This window comes from Caballeronia sordidicola, from assembly GCF_002220365.1.
Classification (GTDB): domain Bacteria; phylum Pseudomonadota; class Gammaproteobacteria; order Burkholderiales; family Burkholderiaceae; genus Caballeronia; species Caballeronia sordidicola_C.
Genome location: NZ_MTHB01000278.1, coordinates 153484 through 170602, shown reverse-complemented (window position 1 = coordinate 170602; position 17119 = coordinate 153484). Strand labels below are relative to the sequence as shown.

The 17119-nt window shown below is 61.9% G+C and carries 15 protein-coding genes; 14 read left to right on the top strand and 1 reads right to left on the bottom strand.

From position 1 onward, the window contains the following. The first annotated feature begins 3 nt into the window (after nt 1–3). The 11 genes from BSU04_RS40885 (at nt 4) to BSU04_RS40835 (ending at nt 12624) form a co-directional block, all read left to right on the top strand. Nucleotides 4–1155 carry a hypothetical protein gene (locus tag BSU04_RS40885; protein WP_089165883.1) on the top strand — a complete coding sequence of 384 codons (1152 nt, stop codon included), beginning with the start codon at nt 4–6 and terminating at the stop codon, nt 1153–1155. 45 nt (nt 1156–1200) lie between these two features. Continuing rightward, on the top strand, nt 1201–2472 hold the full coding sequence (gene efeB, locus BSU04_RS40880) for an iron uptake transporter deferrochelatase/peroxidase subunit (protein WP_089165882.1): 1272 nt from the start codon (nt 1201–1203) through the stop codon (nt 2470–2472). Between the two features lie 67 nt (nt 2473–2539). Further along, nucleotides 2540–3565 carry an iron ABC transporter substrate-binding protein gene (locus tag BSU04_RS40875; protein WP_089165881.1) on the top strand — a complete coding sequence of 342 codons (1026 nt, stop codon included), beginning with the start codon at nt 2540–2542 and terminating at the stop codon, nt 3563–3565. A gap of 12 nt (nt 3566–3577) precedes the next feature. Continuing rightward, entirely contained in the window at nt 3578–5221 is a 1644-nt protein-coding gene (locus tag BSU04_RS40870) for an ABC transporter permease (protein ID WP_089165880.1), read from the top strand. A 6-nt stretch (nt 5222–5227) separates the two neighbouring features. Then, nucleotides 5228–6283 (top strand): ABC transporter ATP-binding protein, encoded by a 1056-nt coding sequence (locus BSU04_RS40865; RefSeq protein ID WP_089165879.1) that lies wholly within the window; start codon nt 5228–5230, stop codon nt 6281–6283. Nucleotides 6284–6354: 71 nt separating this feature from the next. Further along, nucleotides 6355–6786 (top strand): MarR family winged helix-turn-helix transcriptional regulator, encoded by a 432-nt coding sequence (locus BSU04_RS40860; RefSeq protein ID WP_089165957.1) that lies wholly within the window; start codon nt 6355–6357, stop codon nt 6784–6786. 69 nt (nt 6787–6855) lie between these two features. Continuing rightward, nucleotides 6856–7560, top strand: a complete 705-nt coding sequence (locus BSU04_RS40855) for an SDR family oxidoreductase (RefSeq protein WP_089165878.1) — start codon at nt 6856–6858, stop codon at nt 7558–7560. Nucleotides 7561–7589: 29 nt separating this feature from the next. Beyond that, on the top strand, nt 7590–8777 hold the full coding sequence (locus BSU04_RS40850; RefSeq protein ID WP_089165877.1) for a thiolase family protein: 1188 nt from the start codon (nt 7590–7592) through the stop codon (nt 8775–8777). Between the two features lie 319 nt (nt 8778–9096). Further along, nucleotides 9097–9567, top strand: coding sequence for a hypothetical protein (locus BSU04_RS40845; RefSeq protein WP_089165876.1), 471 nt, complete (start codon nt 9097–9099; stop codon nt 9565–9567). Between the two features lie 650 nt (nt 9568–10217). Further along, nucleotides 10218–10733 (top strand): peptide-methionine (R)-S-oxide reductase MsrB, encoded by a 516-nt coding sequence (gene msrB / locus BSU04_RS40840; protein ID WP_089165875.1) that lies wholly within the window; start codon nt 10218–10220, stop codon nt 10731–10733. A gap of 73 nt (nt 10734–10806) precedes the next feature. Next, nucleotides 10807–12624, top strand: a complete 1818-nt coding sequence (locus tag BSU04_RS40835; protein WP_089165874.1) for a cytochrome c biogenesis protein DipZ — start codon at nt 10807–10809, stop codon at nt 12622–12624. 29 nt (nt 12625–12653) lie between these two features. On the opposite strand, the gene BSU04_RS40830 is transcribed toward BSU04_RS40835, so the two are convergent. Further along, complete coding sequence (locus BSU04_RS40830) at nt 12654–13358, bottom strand: class I SAM-dependent methyltransferase (protein ID WP_089165873.1); 705 nt, start codon at nt 13356–13358, stop codon at nt 12654–12656. Nucleotides 13359–13561: 203 nt separating this feature from the next. Here BSU04_RS40830 and BSU04_RS40825 point away from each other — a divergent pair, with 203 nt between their 5' ends. From BSU04_RS40825 to BSU04_RS40815, 3 genes are read left to right on the top strand one after another with little or no spacing between them, the layout of a single operon-like run. Next, on the top strand, nt 13562–14581 hold the full coding sequence (locus BSU04_RS40825; RefSeq protein ID WP_089165872.1) for a LacI family DNA-binding transcriptional regulator: 1020 nt from the start codon (nt 13562–13564) through the stop codon (nt 14579–14581). A gap of 2 nt (nt 14582–14583) precedes the next feature. Then, nucleotides 14584–16071 (top strand): sugar ABC transporter ATP-binding protein, encoded by a 1488-nt coding sequence (locus BSU04_RS40820; RefSeq protein ID WP_089165871.1) that lies wholly within the window; start codon nt 14584–14586, stop codon nt 16069–16071. Further along, on the top strand, nt 16052–17068 hold the full coding sequence (locus BSU04_RS40815; protein ID WP_089165870.1) for an ABC transporter permease: 1017 nt from the start codon (nt 16052–16054) through the stop codon (nt 17066–17068). Before BSU04_RS40820 ends, BSU04_RS40815 begins: the two co-directional genes overlap by 20 nt. Nucleotides 17069–17119 lie beyond the last annotated feature (51 nt).

The following is a 17119-nucleotide window of genomic DNA, read 5'->3' as shown; positions in this document are numbered from 1 at the left end:
TGTATGAAACAACTTTTCAAATCCAGAGCGCTTACGGCCACGCTGACGGCTATTGCGTCAGCCGCGGTGCTGACTGGCGGTCTTGTCAGCAGCATCGCGCACGCAGCGCCGATCGGCTTTCTCGAGACGCTGCACAAGCACACCACGCTCATCAACACCGTTCCGTCCAACGGCGACCAGAATCCGTATGCAATCGTGGTCGCGCCGGTATCGTCGGGCACGGTCAAGCAGGGCGACGTGCTGGTGGGCAACTTCAACAATGCCGCGAACCTGCAGGGGACCGGCAGCACGATCATCAACTATCATCCCGACACCAAGGAGATGACGGTGTTCGCCACCGTGCCGCGCGATCTGAAGGATTGTCCGGGCGGTATCGGCCTCTCCACCGCGATGACCATGCTGAAGTCGGGCTGGGTGATCGTCGGCAGCACGCCAAGCAACGATGGCACGACCGGCACCAAGGGCGCGGGTTGCCTGATCGTGCTCGACAACCAGGGCAAGGTAGCATCCACTATCGCGAGTGCCAACATCAACGACCCGTGGGGCAACATGGCGGTCGTCGATAACGGCGATCACGCTACGCTGTTCGTGAGCAACGCGGGCTTCGGCGTGGGCGGCGCAGGAGGCAATCCGCCGGTGTTCAAGCAGGCGACCATTCTTCGCCTCGACCTGGATATCCCGCAAGGCAAGGCGCCGGTGGTCAAGCAGGAGACGGTGATCGCCAGCGGTTTCGGCGCGCAGGCTGACAAGGGCGTGTTCCTGGTTGGTCCGACGGGCCTGGCGTTATCGCCAGATCAGAAGCTGCTTTATGCATCCGATGCGATCGGCAACCGCGTGACCGAAATCGACGAACCCATGACCCGCGATACCAGCGCGGGTGTTGGCCGCGAACTGACCGCCGATGGTTTCCTGCATCGCCCGCTTGCGATGGTGACGGCGCCCAACGGGCACTTGCTGGTCACGAACGCGTTGAACGGCCAGGTGGTGGAGATTGATCCGGCGACGGGCAAGCAACTGTATGCGCGCTGGATCGATACCGACAAAGCGCAATCGCCGCCGGGCAATGGTGACTTGTTCGGCATCGCGATGACGCCGGAAGGCGATGGCTTTTATTACGTACAGGACGATGTGAATACACTGGTCCTGGCGAAGTAAAGCGAAGTAAGTAAAGCGAAGTAATTAGCACAGCAGGGCGACATCATGGCAAACGATCAAGATCCACCGCGCCGCCGCTTTCTCAAGGCGGGCGTTGCCGCAGGTGCAGCGTTAGGCGCGGGCTCAGTCGCGCACGCCGCGACCAAGGCGCAGTTCAAGCAGCCCATCGACCCGATGCTCGTGGTCGAGCCGTTCTTCGGCGAGCATCAGGCAGGTATCGTGACACCGCAGCAGAGTCACACGTATGTGGCGTCGCTCGATCTCACGACCGATAAACGCGAAGAAGTGATCGGTCTTCTGAAAGAGTGGACGGATGCGGCCGCACGCATGTCGCGCGGTGACACGGCCAAGCCTTTGCCCGCCGACGACAAAGCCGCACCCGATTCCGGCGATATCCTCGGCCTGGGTGCAGCGGGCCTCACGATCACATTTGGATTCGGTCCGGGACTTTTCACGCACGAAGGTAAGGATCGCTACGGTCTGGAGAAGCGCCGGCCGGCCGCGCTGGTGGACTTGCCGCGCTTCAACGGCGACCAGTTGCTGCCGCAGAAAACCGGCGGCGACATCCTGATCCAGGCCTGTGCCAACGACGCACAAGTGGCGTTCCACGCTGTGCGCCAACTTGCGCGCATGGGCTACGGCATCGTGGCCATGCGCTGGGCACAGGCCGGTTTCCTCTCCGGTCCGCGTGGTCAGACACCGCGCAACCTGATGGGTTTCAAGGACGGCACCAACAATCCGTCGACCGCGAAACCGGCGCTGATGAACCAGTTCGTGTGGGCCAACGCGCCCGACGCGCCGTGGATGAACGGCGGCACGTACACCGTCGTGCGTCGTATCCGGATCACGCTGGAACACTGGGACACCATGGAACGCGGTTTCCAGGAACAGGTGATGGGCCGCGAGAAATACAGCGGCGCGCCGATCGGCAAGAAGAACGAATTCGATGCGCTGGACCTCGATGCCGCCGATAAAGACGGCAACCAGGTGATCCCGGAAAACTCGCACGTGCGCTTATCGAACCAGGCAACGAACAACGGTGCGCAGATCTTGCGCCGCTCGTATTCCTACAACGACGGCACCGATTTTTATATCGAGCGGTGGCCGCCATGGCGCCAGGAAACCGAGTACGACGCAGGGTTGATCTTCGTCGCGCATCAAAGCGATCCGCGCACTGGTTTCGTTCCGATCAATGAACGGCTGGCGAAGTTCGACATGATGAATCAGTTCACCACGCATGTGGGCAGCGCGGTGTTTGCGTGCCCGCCGGGCGTGCGGCCGGGTTCGTTTATCGGCGCGGGGCTGTTTGAAGCTTGAATTAATTGAAGCAATAAGGCAAACGCCGGCGACAAGCCGGCGCACCACGACAAAAGGAATGACTGCAATGAACACCACACGCTCCCTGCCCGTGCTGCGCACGCTTTGCGGCATCGCGGTGCTGGCTGCCGCAGCGGCGTTGCCGCTGAACTCGGAAGCGGCGACGCTGACCTTGTACAACGCGCAACACGAGCAGGTCGTGGCCGCGCTGGCGAAGGACTTCGAGAAGCAATCCGGTGTGTCGGTGAAGGTCCGTAACGGCGAAGGGCCGGCCATGGCGGCGCAACTGGTCGCGGAAGGATCGGCTTCTCCCGCCGATGTCTACTTCACCGAGAATTCGCCCGAACTGATGTTGCTGGACGAGAAAGGCTTGCTCGCTAAAACCGATGCATCCACGCTCTCGACCATCCCGTCGCGCTACAACTCGCCGCAGGGTGACTGGGTCGGCGTGCTCGCGCGTGAGAACGTGCTGGTCTACAACACGAAGAAGATCGACGCGGCGCAACTGCCGGCATCGCTGATGGATCTGGCCAAGCCGGAGTGGAAAGGCAAGGTCGGCATTGCACCCAGCGACGGCGATTTCCTGCCGGTGGTAAGCGCGGTGATCGCGATGAAGGGCGAAGCGAGCGCGCTGGAGTGGCTCAAGGGCCTGAAGAAAAATTCGCAGATCTTCGATGACGACGAAGGCGTGGTGGCAGCAGTGAATCGCGGCGGCGTGGCGACGGGCGTAGTGAACAACTACTACTGGGCGCGCCTGCACGTGCAACTCGGCGACAGCGCCACGCGCAGTGCGATCTATCACTTCGGTAACGGTGACGTGGGCGCGCTCGTGAACGTATCGGGCGCGGCGGTGTTGAAATCGAGCACGAACCAGCAGGCGGCGCAGCAATTCCTGGCGTATCTGGTCAGCGAACGTGCGCAGGACCTGATGGCCAAGGGCAAGATCGCGTTCGAATATCCGCTGCATGCGGGTGTTTCTCCCGATCCGCTGCTCAAGCCTTTCGACCAGTTGAGCCCGCCGTCGTTGACGGTTGAACAACTCGGCGATGACAGCAAAGCCGCGAAGCTGATGCGCCAGGCCGGACTACTGTAAGCGTAGGAAAGTATGAGCGATGTCGTGAAGGCGGTTGGCGTATCCGCGCTGCCTGAACCCCGCAGCCGCAAACGCGCGCCGCGGGGTTTGCTCGTGGCGGCGGGATTGTGCGCGCTGCTGGTGCTGATGCCGCTCGCCTTCACGGTGTATCGCGCCGTGACGTTCGGCTGGGATGACGCCATCGAGCTGATTTTCCGGCCGCTGGTGGGCGAATTGCTCATCAACACGCTGTCCATTACCGTGAGCGCCACGCTCGTGTCAGCGGTGGTGGGGACGGCGGCAGCATGGTTTATCGAACGAACGCGCTTGCCCGGGCGACGACTGTGGGCTGCGCTCACGGTCGCGCCGCTTGCCATGCCCGCGTTCATCACGAGTTATGCATGGGTCTCGCTGAGCCTCGATTTGCAGGACTTCGCGGGCGCGTTGCTGGTGATCTCTACCGCATATTTCCCCCTCGTTTATCTGCCGGTCGCCGCCGCTTTGCGCGGCATGGACCCAGCACTCGAAGAAAGCGCTCGCTCGCTCGGTTGCGGTCGTGTTGGCGTGTTCGTGCGTGTGGTGTTGCCGCAATTGCGGCCCGCGCTGCTTGGCGGAATGTTGCTGGTGGCGCTGGGCGTGCTGTCAGAATTCGGCGCGTTCACGCTGCTGCGCTTTCGGACCTTCACTACCCAGATCTACGCCGAATACAGGACGAGCTTCGACAGCAGCGGGGCTTCGGTATTCGCCTGCATCCTCATCGCAATGTGCCTGTTCTGCCTCGCGCTGGAAATGCGTGTTCGCGGCGGCGCGCGCTACGAACGCGTCGATCGCGGCGTGAGGCGTGCCGCATTGCGCTATGAACTCGGCGTATGGCGATGGGCGGTGGTCGGCGCGTTTGTCGTGCTGGCGATCGTGACGCTGGGCGTGCCTATCGGCATGATCGGTTTCTGGCTGACGCAAAGTGGGGCCGCCGCCATCACGCCGGCGGAAGTGTCGCCGGAATTGCTGCTCGAATCGACCTTGTCATCGATTGGTTATGGTTGCGCTGCGGCGGTCGTCACTACGCTCGCATGCGTACCGCTGGCGTTCCTCCTGGTCCGTTTCCCCAGCAGGATCGCGACTACATTCGAACGTATCGTGTTCCTCGCGCAGGGTTTGCCGAGCCTCGTCGTCGCGCTGGCGATCGTGTCGCTGGCCGTGCACGCGTTGAGGCCTCTGTATCAAAGTGCTGAGTTGCTGGTCGTGGCCTACGCCATTCTTTTCCTGCCGCTCGCGCTGGTCAGCGTGCGCGCGGCATTTACGCAAGCGCAGCCGCGTCTTGAAGAGACTGCGCGCTCGCTTGGGCTAAGCTGGCGCGAAACCGTGCAGCGCGTGCTCTTGCCGCTGGCGGGCCCTGGCCTGGGCGCGGGTGCCACGATGGTCTTCATATCGGTCGTCACCGAACTCAATTCCACGTTATTGCTGTCGCCCAGCGGCACACGCACGCTCGCCACGCAAGTCTGGATCGATACGTCCACGCTCGCGTTTGCCGCCGCGGCGCCGTATGCCGCCTTGCTCGTGGGTATTTCGCTGGCGGCGTCGATCGCGCTGTTCACGTTGCTCGGGCGATCGGCGGTAGCGGGGCGTGCGGCTGTTTTAAAAGAAGGACTACAGGCCGGTTCGCCGCCTGACAAGTAAATCCATATGAGCGAACTTCGCGTTACCAGCCTGACCAAGTCCTTCGATGGTCAACCCGTGCTTCATGGCGTCGATCTATCGGTGGAACGGGGCACCTTGCTCGCGCTTCTCGGACCTTCCGGCAGTGGCAAGACCACGCTGTTGCGCGTGCTCTGCGGCTTCGAACGGGCAGACGCCGGCACGGTCGAGATCGACGGCGTGCGCGTGGTCGGGCCGGGCATTCATGTACCGTCTGAAGCGCGGAGGATAGGTTATGTGCCGCAGGAAGGCGCGCTGTTCCCGCATCTTTCGGTAGCCGACAACATTGTCTTTGGCTTGCCGAGGCAGCAGCGGCGTGCGCGGTATCGCGTGGATGAATTGCTGGCGCTCGTCGGTCTGCCCGCCGCGTACGGTGACCGGCCGCCGCAGGCATTGTCGGGCGGACAGCAGCAGCGCGTTGCGCTGGCGCGCGCGCTTGCGCCTTCGCCCTCGCTCGTGATGCTCGACGAACCGTTTTCTTCCCTCGATGCCACCTTGCGGATCGAAACGCGTGAAGCCGTGACGAACGCGCTTGCAGCCACGGGCGCCACCGCGGTGCTGGTCACGCACGATCAGGCCGAGGCGTTGTCGCTTGGGAACGAGGTCGCGGTGTTGTGGCGCGGCCGTCTCGTGCAGACGGATTCGCCGGAAGCGGTGTATCGGCGGCCGGTGTCGCGTGAGCTGGCGAGTTTTGTCGGCGACGCGGTGATCGTGCCGGGATCAATCGATTCCCGGAATGCGAAGCAGGTGATTTGCGAGTTCGGCATCTTGCCGATCGCGCGCGCCGTGGCCGCGAGCGACGTCGATGTGATGATCCGGCCGGAGCAGATCCGGATTGTTGCCGATCATCGTTTGAATGGTGATGGTGTTCAGGCGGTGGTCGAGAAGGTCGTGTTCTATGGCCACGATGCCAGCGTCATGCTGCGCTCCCTCACAGGCGCGCGCGGTGTGCAGATTCGCGTGGCGGGGCATTCGCATCCGCGAGTCGGCGAGCGCATCGCGCTGTCGGTCGAAGGCGATGTCGTGGCGTATCCCAGGGAGTGAATGAGGGCGTGCTTCAAGGCCGCCCGGTGGCCATCTTGACAAAGTGCATATACACAAATACAATTTGGGATATGACTACCCAAGATCTGTCCTACCTCGACTGCAATTGCTTCGCCATCCGTCAGGCGGCGCGATTCGTGTCGCAGCTTTATGAGCGCCACGTCAGCCAGGCAGGGGTGACGGCGGCGCAGTTCACGTTGCTCGCGGCAATCCACCGGCGTCCCGGCGTGACCATGGCCGAACTCGCGGACGCCATGGTAATGGAGCGCACCACGCTGGTCCGGGCGCTGAAGCCGTTGCAGCGCGATCGCCTTGTGAATGCGATTCAGCAAGACGCCAGTACGCGGGCTGTTGCGTTATCCCTGTCCGATGCCGGCAAAAAGACGCTCGGCGAGGCATCGCTGCGCTGGCGCGAGGCACAACAGGAATTCGAGGACAAGTTCGGCCGGGAACGCGCCGGGGAACTGAGAAAGTCGCTGCTCGAACTGACATCGATGGAATGAAATACTTGCTCGGCTTCGCACCGGGCGTTTTTCTACCTCAAAAAGTGCATATGCACTATGGAGATTGGCATGGAAATCAAAGGAAAAGTTGTCTTGGTAACCGGCGCGAATCGTGGTCTTGGCGAGCAGTTTGCGAAGGCGTTGCTCGCGGCGGGGGCATCGAAGGTGTATGCATCCGCGCGCGATGAAAGTCAGGTCAAAGTGCCCGGCGTGGAAGCAGTGCAGCTCGACGTCACGAATGCGCAGAGCATTGCCGCTGCGGCTGACCGTCTGACCGACGTGCAGGTCGTCATTAACAATGCCGGCGCAATCATTGGCGGTTCGTTGCTCGATGGCGCGTCGATCGATGCCGTGCGCTCGCAGGTCGAGACCAACGTGATCGGTCCACTTGCCATCACCCAGGCCTTTGCGCCGATCCTGAAGCGCAACGGCGGCGGCGCGGTGGTCAACATCCTGTCGGTGCTGAGCTGGCTGACTATCGACAACACGGGTTCGTACAGCGCGTCGAAGTCTGCCGTATGGGCGATCACGAACGGCTTGCGCACCGAATTGCGCGGGCAGAACACGCTGGTGGTCGGCGTGCATCCTGCGTTTATCGATACCGATATGACCGCAGGGATCGACGCGCCGAAGACATCGCCGGAAGAGGTTGTGCGCCAGGTCCTCGAAGGCATCGAGCAAGGCAAGGAAGAGATTCTCGTCGATGAAGTGGGCCGCAACGTGAAGGCGTCGTTGTCAACGGCCACGCCTGCTTACCTCACGCCGGCACACTAAGTTTTCTGGTCAACCAGGAGCGAACCACCATGAGCCAACATCGTGAAATCGTGCTGTGCGAGCCGGTCAGGACCGCGATCGGTGCATTCAACGGCGCGCTGAAGGGCACGCCCGCGACGGATCTCGGCGCGGCCGTTATCCGTGAAACGCTGCGGCGCGCCGGAGTGGCGGGACAGGACGTGGATTCGGTCACCTTGGGTAACGTGATCCAGGCGGGCAACCGCATGAATCCGGCGCGTCAGGCAGCCGTGAATGGCGGCTTGCCTGTCTCGGTACCCGCGCTGACCGTGAACCGCGTGTGCGGCTCGGGAGCGCAGGCGATTGTATCGGCGGCTAACGAGATCACCGCAGGCTTTACGCAGCTTGCGGTGGCGGGCGGTATGGAGAACATGGACCGCGCGCCCTATCTGCTTGATAACGGGCGCTTCGGGTATCGGATGGGCAACGCGGAAATCCACGACAGCATGTTGCGCGATGGTCTCGACGACGCGTTCTCCGGCAAGCATTCCGGCTGGCACACGGAAGATCTCGTGATGGAGATGGACATCACACGCGAAGCGCAGGACCGCTTCGCCGAGCGCTCGCAGCAACGTTTTGCGGCAGCGCAGACGAAAGGTTGGTTCGCGGCGGAGATTGTCGGCGTCGAGGTGAGGGCGGGTAAACAAAGCGTCGTCTTCAATATCGACGAACAGCCGCGCCCCGACACCACGTTCGCGACTTTGACCAGACTGCGGCCCGCATTCCGCCCCGACGGAACGATTACCGCAGGCAACGCGCCGGGGCTGAACAGCGGAGCGGCCGCCATGCTCGTGGCGGATCGCGCGTTCGCCGAGCGCAAGGGGATCGAGCCATCGGTGCGGCTGGCCGCGTACGGCATCGCGGCGGTTGAGCCAGGCATGTTCGGCCTGGGACCGGTGCCTGCCGTGCAGCAGGCGCTGGATCGCGCGGGCTGGAAGCTGGGCGATCTTGAACGTATCGAGATCAACGAAGCGTTCGCCGCCGTGCCGATCGCAGTTGCGCGCAAGCTTGGCCTGCCCGATGACGTGGTGAACCCCGAAGGCGGCGCGATTGCCCACGGCCACGCTATTGGCGCAACCGGCGCGGTGCTGGTCACGCGTCTCGCCCACGCGATGAAACGCCACGGGTTGAAGCGAGCGATGGTGACGCTGTGTATCGGCGGCGGCCAAGGTATTGCGCTGGCGCTGGAAAGCGTTTGATTGGGGCGGGTGCAGGTGGGTAGGACGACTTCGCGCGGGCTCGCGTCGTCCGGAACCGGGCGGCGTGTGGTGCATTGCACAAGACTGATTTGCCTTGCTATACAGCCCGGCTTTCCCGACGTTCAATTCGCCAAGGATTGTCGGAGAAACGCGGTCCACCGCGCGAAGCGGACGAATAATGCGAAAAGTTGGCGGATTACAGCGATAGTCTTTCGCATGGGTACGGGACGCGGACAGTAAGGTGAAAGCTCGTTTTGGCGGCCTATCGGAATCGGCCTGATCTGGGGGCGCCATTCCTGTTTCCCGGAGTGCACGAGCTATGAGAATCCCCCTGTCCGCCGGCATTGCCGTGATGGTATTAAGCAGCAGCGCGCTTGCGCAACAGCCGATCGCCTTTCCAATGCGCAGCCAGAGCTCGGCGCAAACCAGCATCGATACCGCCATGTGCTACAGCTACGCGAATCAACATACCGGCGTGATGATGGCGCGCGTGTCGCAAGCGCCTGAAAAGCCGAAGACCGTGAAGCCTGGTGCAGTGCATCCGGTTGCAGTGGCGGCGCCGTTGCCGTCGGCGATTACGCCCGGGTCCGCGCCGGTTGCCGCATCGGCGATGGAAGCGTCCGCGACGCCCACGCCCGGCGTGGCTGCCGATGCTCGCGCTGCGGCGCACGCAAGTTCGACGTCCGCCGATGCGCCTATGCCCGCCTTGCCCCCGCCCGAGCCGCCGATGGTCCAGTACTGGCGCTCGTATGGCGAATGCATGACCGACCGCGGGTATATGGTGCGATAAGGGCAAGGGGAGGCCTTCATGCCTCCCCGATTGCGCATCGACGCGAGCTAACCATCTTCAAGTCGCACTCCTTGCACCCCTTGCACCCGTTGCGCAGGTTCCCTGTGCCTTGGCTAAGGCGCAACTTCAGTTCTTCGCGCTAACGCGTGCCAGCAGACACATTGCCTCAGCCAACGCCCACAGCCCTCAGCAAGCCGACGCGATCCCGATCTACCGGCACCTCTTTGACATCGCCCTAAAATCTCGCGACTCCGCTGAAACTTAAATCTACCTTAAGCGTGCTGATCACATTACGCTATATTTCGGTAAATATAGCGTAACAACACGTTACGACATGATGTGGGGTATTCATGGACCGGCCACACGAATTTGATGGGTCACGTGTAACCGGCCGTGGCCCCTGGACGAACTAGCTAACAGACGCACAGAGAATGTTGGGGTTGATAAAACCGCGCCATATTCAAGAGCCGGTTGAAATAGACCACAGGGATTCAAAATTAATCACGATTTTTCCGTTCCGAAGGATTAAAACCGTGATTGAAGTGTTTGCCCGTTAGAACCCTAATCTCGGTTCCCTGTAGCGACCTGGAACGCCGATTCACACAAAGAGCGGCTTTCCTTTAAAAGTTGGCTTTGTTCAGGAGTACATCATGCAGACCCGGCGCCGGTTTATTTTTGCAGGCAGCGTTTTTGCGGCAGCGGCGTTTGCCGCATTCAATCAACGTCGCGTGTTGGGTGCGACAGGAAAAGACGGTAGCACCGCCGATGAATCGTTCGAGGTGGTTCACCCTGATGACCAATGGCGCCGCCTGCTGACGCCTGCGCAATACAACGTACTTCGGCACGAAGGCACAGAACGTCCTTATAGCAGCCCCTTGAACGACGAACATCGTAGCGGCACGTTCGCGTGCGCCGGATGCCAGCTCGACGCCTTTTCGTCGCGCACGAAGTTCGACAGCCATACCGGCTGGCCGAGCTTCTGGGCGCCGCTCGACCACGCGGTGGCAACGCATGAGGACTTGTCTTTCGGCGTATCGCGTACAGAGGTCCATTGCCGGCGTTGCGGCGGACATCTGGGCCATGTCTTCGATGACGGGCCCAAGCCCACCGGTTTGCGTTATTGCATGAACGGCCTGGCGATGACGTTCAAACCCGCCGCCGCTTGAGTCGCCGTACAAGCGAGCGAAACTGCTTTGCGCTGAATCCCGACCACCTGAAGACCTGCGAACTTTCACGCTCATGTTACTCATTGTCCTGGCTTATCTTGGCGGTGCGCTCACTATCCTGAGCCCCTGTATCTTGCCCGTGTTGCCCTTCGTGTTCTCGCGGGCGGATCAACCGTTCGTGCGCAGCGGCCTGCCTTTGCTTGCGGGCATGGCCATCACTTTCGCGGCAGTCGCGACGCTCGCGGCAGTGGGCGGCGGCTGGGTGACGCAGGCGAACCAGTACGGCCGCTGGCTTGCTGTCGCATTGCTGGGTATTTTCGGGTTGACGTTGTTGTTGCCAAGCTTCGCCGAACGCCTCATGCGTCCGTTTGTCAGCGCGGGCAACCGGCTGTCCGAATTTGCCCAAGCTGACGGACAACGCGTGAGCGCGAGTTCGTCGTTTCTGCTGGGCATTGCCACCGGCTTGCTGTGGGCGCCGTGTGCCGGCCCGATTTTGGGCCTGGTACTGACAGGCGCGGCACTGCGCGGCGCAAGTGTGGGCACCACGCTGTTGCTGGTCGCTTACGCGGCTGGGGCCGCCACATCGCTGGCGGTGGCGTTGCTCATCGGCGGCCGGGTGTTTGCCGCCATGAAGCGCTCGCTGGGAGCGGGCGAGTGGATTCGTCGTGGTATTGGCGCTGCAATGTTGTTGGGCGTCGTCGCCATCTCGTTAGGACTCGATACCGGCGTGCTCGCGCGCGTGTCTACTGTTGCCACGGGTGGCATCGAACAGAAACTGGTGGACCGGTTGTCGGGCGGTACTGCGCCGGCTAAAGCTGTCAAGAACGAAGCAGCCGCACCCGCCCAGACCGCCGCGGCACCCGATGGCGCCGCTGGACCCGCGATGATGCGTGCAGCCGCACCCGCCGAGGCGCCGCTGTCGCTGCCGGTGGAGGGTGAATTGCCATCGCTGTCCGGTGCCGTTCAATGGCTCAATTCGCCGCCGCTGACGGCGCAGGATTTGCGCGGCAAGGTCGTACTCGTCGACTTCTGGACTTACTCGTGCATCAACTGCCTGCGTTCGTTGCCTTACGTGAAAGCGTGGGCGAAGAAGTACCGCGATCAGGGGCTAGTGGTGATCGGCGTGCATGCGCCCGAGTTTGCGTTCGAGCGTAACGTGGACAACGTCAAGCGCGCGACGCACGATCTGGGTGTCGACTATCCGGTTGCCATCGATAACAACTACGCAATCTGGCGTGCATTCGGGAACCGGTACTGGCCAGCGCATTATTTTATCGATGCCAACGGGCAGATTCGCTTCCATCACTTCGGCGAAGGCGACTATGCGCATTCGGAGCAGGTAATCCAGCAGTTGCTGGCTGAAGCCGGTCATGCGAATGCGGGCGCGATGGTTAGCGACACCGTCGCGAACGGCGTTCAAATGGCCGCCGATAACGCCGACATGCAGTCACCTGAAACCTATTTAGGCTACGAACGCGCGGAGAACTTCGTCGATCTGGGCGGCGAATCGCATGACCGTGTTCACACGTATGCCGCGCCGGATCAACTTGCGCTCAACAATTGGGGCCTGGCGGGTGCATGGAAAGTAGGCGCGGAGCAAGCGACGCTGTCGGCATCGACGGGAACCATTGTGTATCGATTCCATGCGCGTGACTTGCATCTCGTGCTGGGAGCTGGAAAGGATAACAAGCCGGTGAGGTTTCGCGTGAGCATCGATGGCGCCGCGCCTGGCAATGCGCACGGGTCCGATGTCATGGCCGATGGCACCGGCACGGTCACGGAGCAGCGCTTATATCAACTCGTGCGCCAGTCGGGCGATGTGCAGGATCACACCTTCACGATCGAATTCCTGGATCCGGGCGTCCAGGCGTACGCGTTCACGTTTGGTTGAGCGGAGAACGGTGGACGCATAGCGCCGCGTTAAGCGTCGTGGAAGCGATAGATGAGCAGCCGGCCTTTATAAGCGGCGATATCGTCGAAGGCGATTTTATCCAGCCGTTCCTCGCGCATCTGGAAGCCGCGGTCGCCCATTTGCCGATTGAACGCGGCGCGATTGCCCCGGTCGGGGTCGACGATCCAGACCTCGGCGACCGGCGACGCATGCAGTCCGATGAACGCGGCTAACGTGGCGTTGGCATCGCGTTCGTAGAGCAGGTCGCTGCCCATGATCAGGTCGAAGCGACCATCGACGATACGGCGCCCTGCTACATCTTTTAGTGTGTCTTCCAGCTCGGGGATAGACCAGTTGCCGTGCCGGTATTTCATGGGCGGCAAGTGGTTCAGGCGCAGGTTTTCGTTCAGGAAGTCGGCGGTCAGTGGATGGCAATCGCTGGCGGTTACGTCCGCGCCACGCCGGTGTCCAACGAGACTTGCCAGTCCCAGTCCGCAACCGATTTCGAGAATCCGTTCTTCCAGCAATACTGGCCGCAGGGCGAGGCGGGCGGCGAGATGCGCGCCGGATGGCCATAGCACGCCGAACAGGGGCCACATGGCGGAGGAGATGCCGATTCGTTCGGCGTCGCCTTCAGGGTCGGAGAATTGCTGCAGATCGAGCAGCGAGCGAATGATCAGGTCCTCGACGCCCGAGACGGGGATGTTTTGTTGCTTGGTCAGGTAACCGGGCATCAGGAGGGCGCGAAGTGGAGCCGCGCGGGGAGATGGGGACACAGTATGCGCTAGTTTGGAAGTCTGCGGCCGGGCTGTGCCGCGTGCCTGCTGCTCTGGCGTTCGAGCGAAAGATCTTTCTTCGTGTTTGTCCCTATCGCGTCCGGACCGTCCCACTCCAATAATGTAATCCATTACATCTTGCGGGCTGCGAGTTGAAACAAATGGCTGATTCGTTTCGCACCGCCGATGAAATCTCGATCTCCGACGTCGCACAGAAGGCGGGCGTATCGGTCGCGACCGTGTCACGCGTGCTCAACGGCCACACCAACGTACGCGAACCCACTCGCGAAAAAGTGCTCGCAGCGGTCGCCGCCAGTGGGTACCGAATCAACGAACTCGCCCGCAATTTGCGCACTGCGGAAAGCCGCATGCTGCTCACCATGGTCCCCGACTTCGGCAATCCGTTCTACGCCGCCATCGTTCGCGGCATCGACAGCGTCGCCCGTCAAAACGGCTATTTCATGCTGCTCTGCGATACAGGCGCCGATCCCGGCCGCGAGCGCAGTTACTTCGACTTGCTGCGAGGCCGCCGCGCGGACGGCGCCATATGCCTTGATCCTGCCGCTATTCAGCAGGCGCTAGCCGAGGAGGCCGCCACGCTGCCCTGGGTAGCGTGTTGTGAGTTTGATCCCGCGGCGGGCGTGCCGTACGTAGGTATCGACAACTATCAAGCTGCCGGCGATGTAGTGCGCTACTTGCTCAGCCAAGGCCACCGGAAAATCGCGCTGATCAATTCGGGCCGAGGCTATTTATATAGCCGCCAGCGTGCGGAGGGTTACCGCAATGCATTAAGCGCTGCAGGGATCGACGCCGATCCTGCCTGGCAGATCGACCTGGATACTCTCGATTACGCAGCCGGCGAAAGCGCCGCGCGCACGCTGACCCGCCTGCGGCGCAACCGGTCAACTGCTGTGTTTGCCGTCTCCGACACGCTTGCCATCGGGGTGATCAACGGCTTGCGCGGCGTTGGTCTGCGTGTTCCCGACGACATGGCCGTGATCGGTTTCGACGATATCGCCGTTGCCGCGCAAATCGATCCACCCCTCACCACGGTTGCGCAACCCATGCGCGAACTTGGAGAAACCGCTGCGCGCCTGCTGCTCAAACGCCTGCGCGAACCCACTGCGCATGTTCCTGGCGTGCTGCTCCCGCACAAGCTGATGATTCGAAGGAGCGCGTGATCATGAGCCTGGCTGTCAGCTTCGACAACATCGAAAAACAGTTCGGACCTGTTCGCGTGCTGCATGGCGTGAGCTTCGAGCTCGCACCCGGACGCATCTACGGGCTGCTCGGCGAGAACGGCGCGGGCAAGTCGACGTTGATGAAGATCCTCGCCGGCTATGAACGCCCGACGGCAGGCACATTCTCCATCGACGGCGTGGTCAAGACCTTCGACAGTTCGCGCGATGCCGAAGCCACGGGCATCGTTTTGATCCATCAGGAGCTGAATCTCGCGGATCATTTGAGCGTCGTGCAGAACATGTTTCTCGGTCACGAGAAACGGCGCGGCTTCTTCCTCGATGAACCCGCCATGCGCGAAGACGCACGCGCGCGTCTCGCTGATGTCGGCCTGCACAAGCACCCGGATACACGCGTGCGCGACCTGATCGTCGCGGAGAAGCAACTCGTGGAAATCGCCAAGGCCATGCTGCGCGATGCCCGCCTCTTGATCATGGATGAGCCCACCGCCACACTCACGCCCGCCGAAACGCAACGTCTGTTCGCGTTGATGGCGCGGCTGAAGGACGACGGTGTGACCATCGTTTATATCTCGCACAAACTCGATGAAGTGGAACTCGTCACCGACGAAGTCATCGTGATGCGCGACGGCCGCTTCGTCACGCGCGGGTTGACCGCCGAAACCACGCGCCAGCAGATGGCGAACCTGATGGTCGGGCGAGAAGTGTCCGACATGTTCCCCGATAAACCCCTGCTCGCGGCGGGTGCCCGCGTGGCGTTCAAGGTCGATAACGCCTATGTGCCGGGATGGGCGGAGAACGTGAGCTTCTCGGTGCGAGCAGGCGAAGTGTTCGGCTTCGCCGGGCTTGTGGGTGCCGGACGCACGGAACTCTTCGAAGGACTGATCGGCCTGCGCGCGCGCACGGCTGGACGCATTTCGCTCGACGGCGAGAACATCAATCCGCGCAATCCCCGCGCTGCGATGAAACACGGCATCACCTATTTGAGCGAGGACCGCAAGGGGCGTGGCCTGCACGTCGACATGGCGTTGAAAGACAACCTCACCATGATGACGCTGGAGCGCTACGCGCATCCGCTGCTCGACGCGCAAGCGGAACGCGATGCGCTCAAAAAAGCGGTCGGCGACTTCGGTATCCGCACGGGCAATCTGGCGAGCCGTGCGCGCATGCTGTCGGGCGGCAATCAGCAAAAACTCGCGCTTGCGAAGTTCCTGCATCCTGATCCGCGCGTGGTTGTCCTCGACGAGCCCACTCGCGGTGTCGATGTCGGCGCGAAACGCGATATTTATTTCCTTATCCACGCACTCGCCGCCGAAGGCCGTGCGGTGATCGTCATCTCATCCGAACTGATCGAGTTGATTGGTTTATGCCATCGCGTGGCCGTGATGCGCGGCGGCCAGCTTGTCGCCACGCTGGGGCCCGGACATCTGACTGAAGAGAGGTTGATCGCGCATGCGACCGGCACACACTGAAGACGTTGAAGGATCGAGCCGCCTGGGCAGCGTCGCGCGGCGGCTGCACGGCGTCGGGCCACTGCTCGGGCTGGTCGCGTTATGCATTGGCGGCACGCTGCTGAACCCGGATTTCGCCACCTTCGACAACGCGATGAACGTCCTCACGCGCACCTCGTTCATCGGCATCATTGCGGTGGGGATGACCTTCGTGATCATCTCGGGCGGTATCGATCTGTCGGTCGGGTCGATGGCCGCATTGATCGCGGGGAGCATGATCTGGATCATGAATGCGCTCGCTCACGGGGTGGGGGGACACACCCTCGCGCCGCTTGCCATTATCGCTTTAGGGATCGTTTTAGCCCTTGTTTTAGGGGGTCTTTTCGGTTTGGCGCACGGCCTGCTCGTGACCAAGGGTCGCATAGAACCGTTCATCGTGACACTGGGGACGCTCGGGATTTTTCGTGCGGTACTGACGTGGCTCGCGGACGGCGGGGCGCTCACACTCGACAACAATTTGTCCGATCTCTATGGCCCTGTGTATTACGCCAGTCTCTTCGGCATTCCCGTGCCGATCTGGGTATTTTTGATCGTCGCGGCGGGCGGTGTGATCGTGCTGAACCGCACGGTGTTCGGGCGGCATGTGCAAGCCATTGGCTCGAACGAACAGGTCGCGCGTTATGCGGCCATTCGCGTGGATAGCGTGAAGATCGTCACGTACGTGCTGCTTGGGTTGTGCGTTGGCGTGGCGACAGTGCTGTATGTGCCGCGCCTCGGGTCCGCAACCCCTACGACTGGCCTGCTCTGGGAGCTTGAAGCGATTGCGGCGGTGGTCGTTGGCGGCACCGCGTTAAGGGGGGGAGAAGGGCGCGTGATTGGGACGGTGATCGGCGCGATCCTGTTGTCGGTGATCGCGAACATCCTGAATCTCACCAGCATCATCAGTGTGTATCTCAATGCGGCAGTGCAGGGTGCCGTGATTATTTTCGTAGCGTTTTTACAGCGTGGACGTCGTTGAAGTGTGTTCGAACCGCGCCCTGACATCCTCTCAGGCGCTTGTCAAAACAAT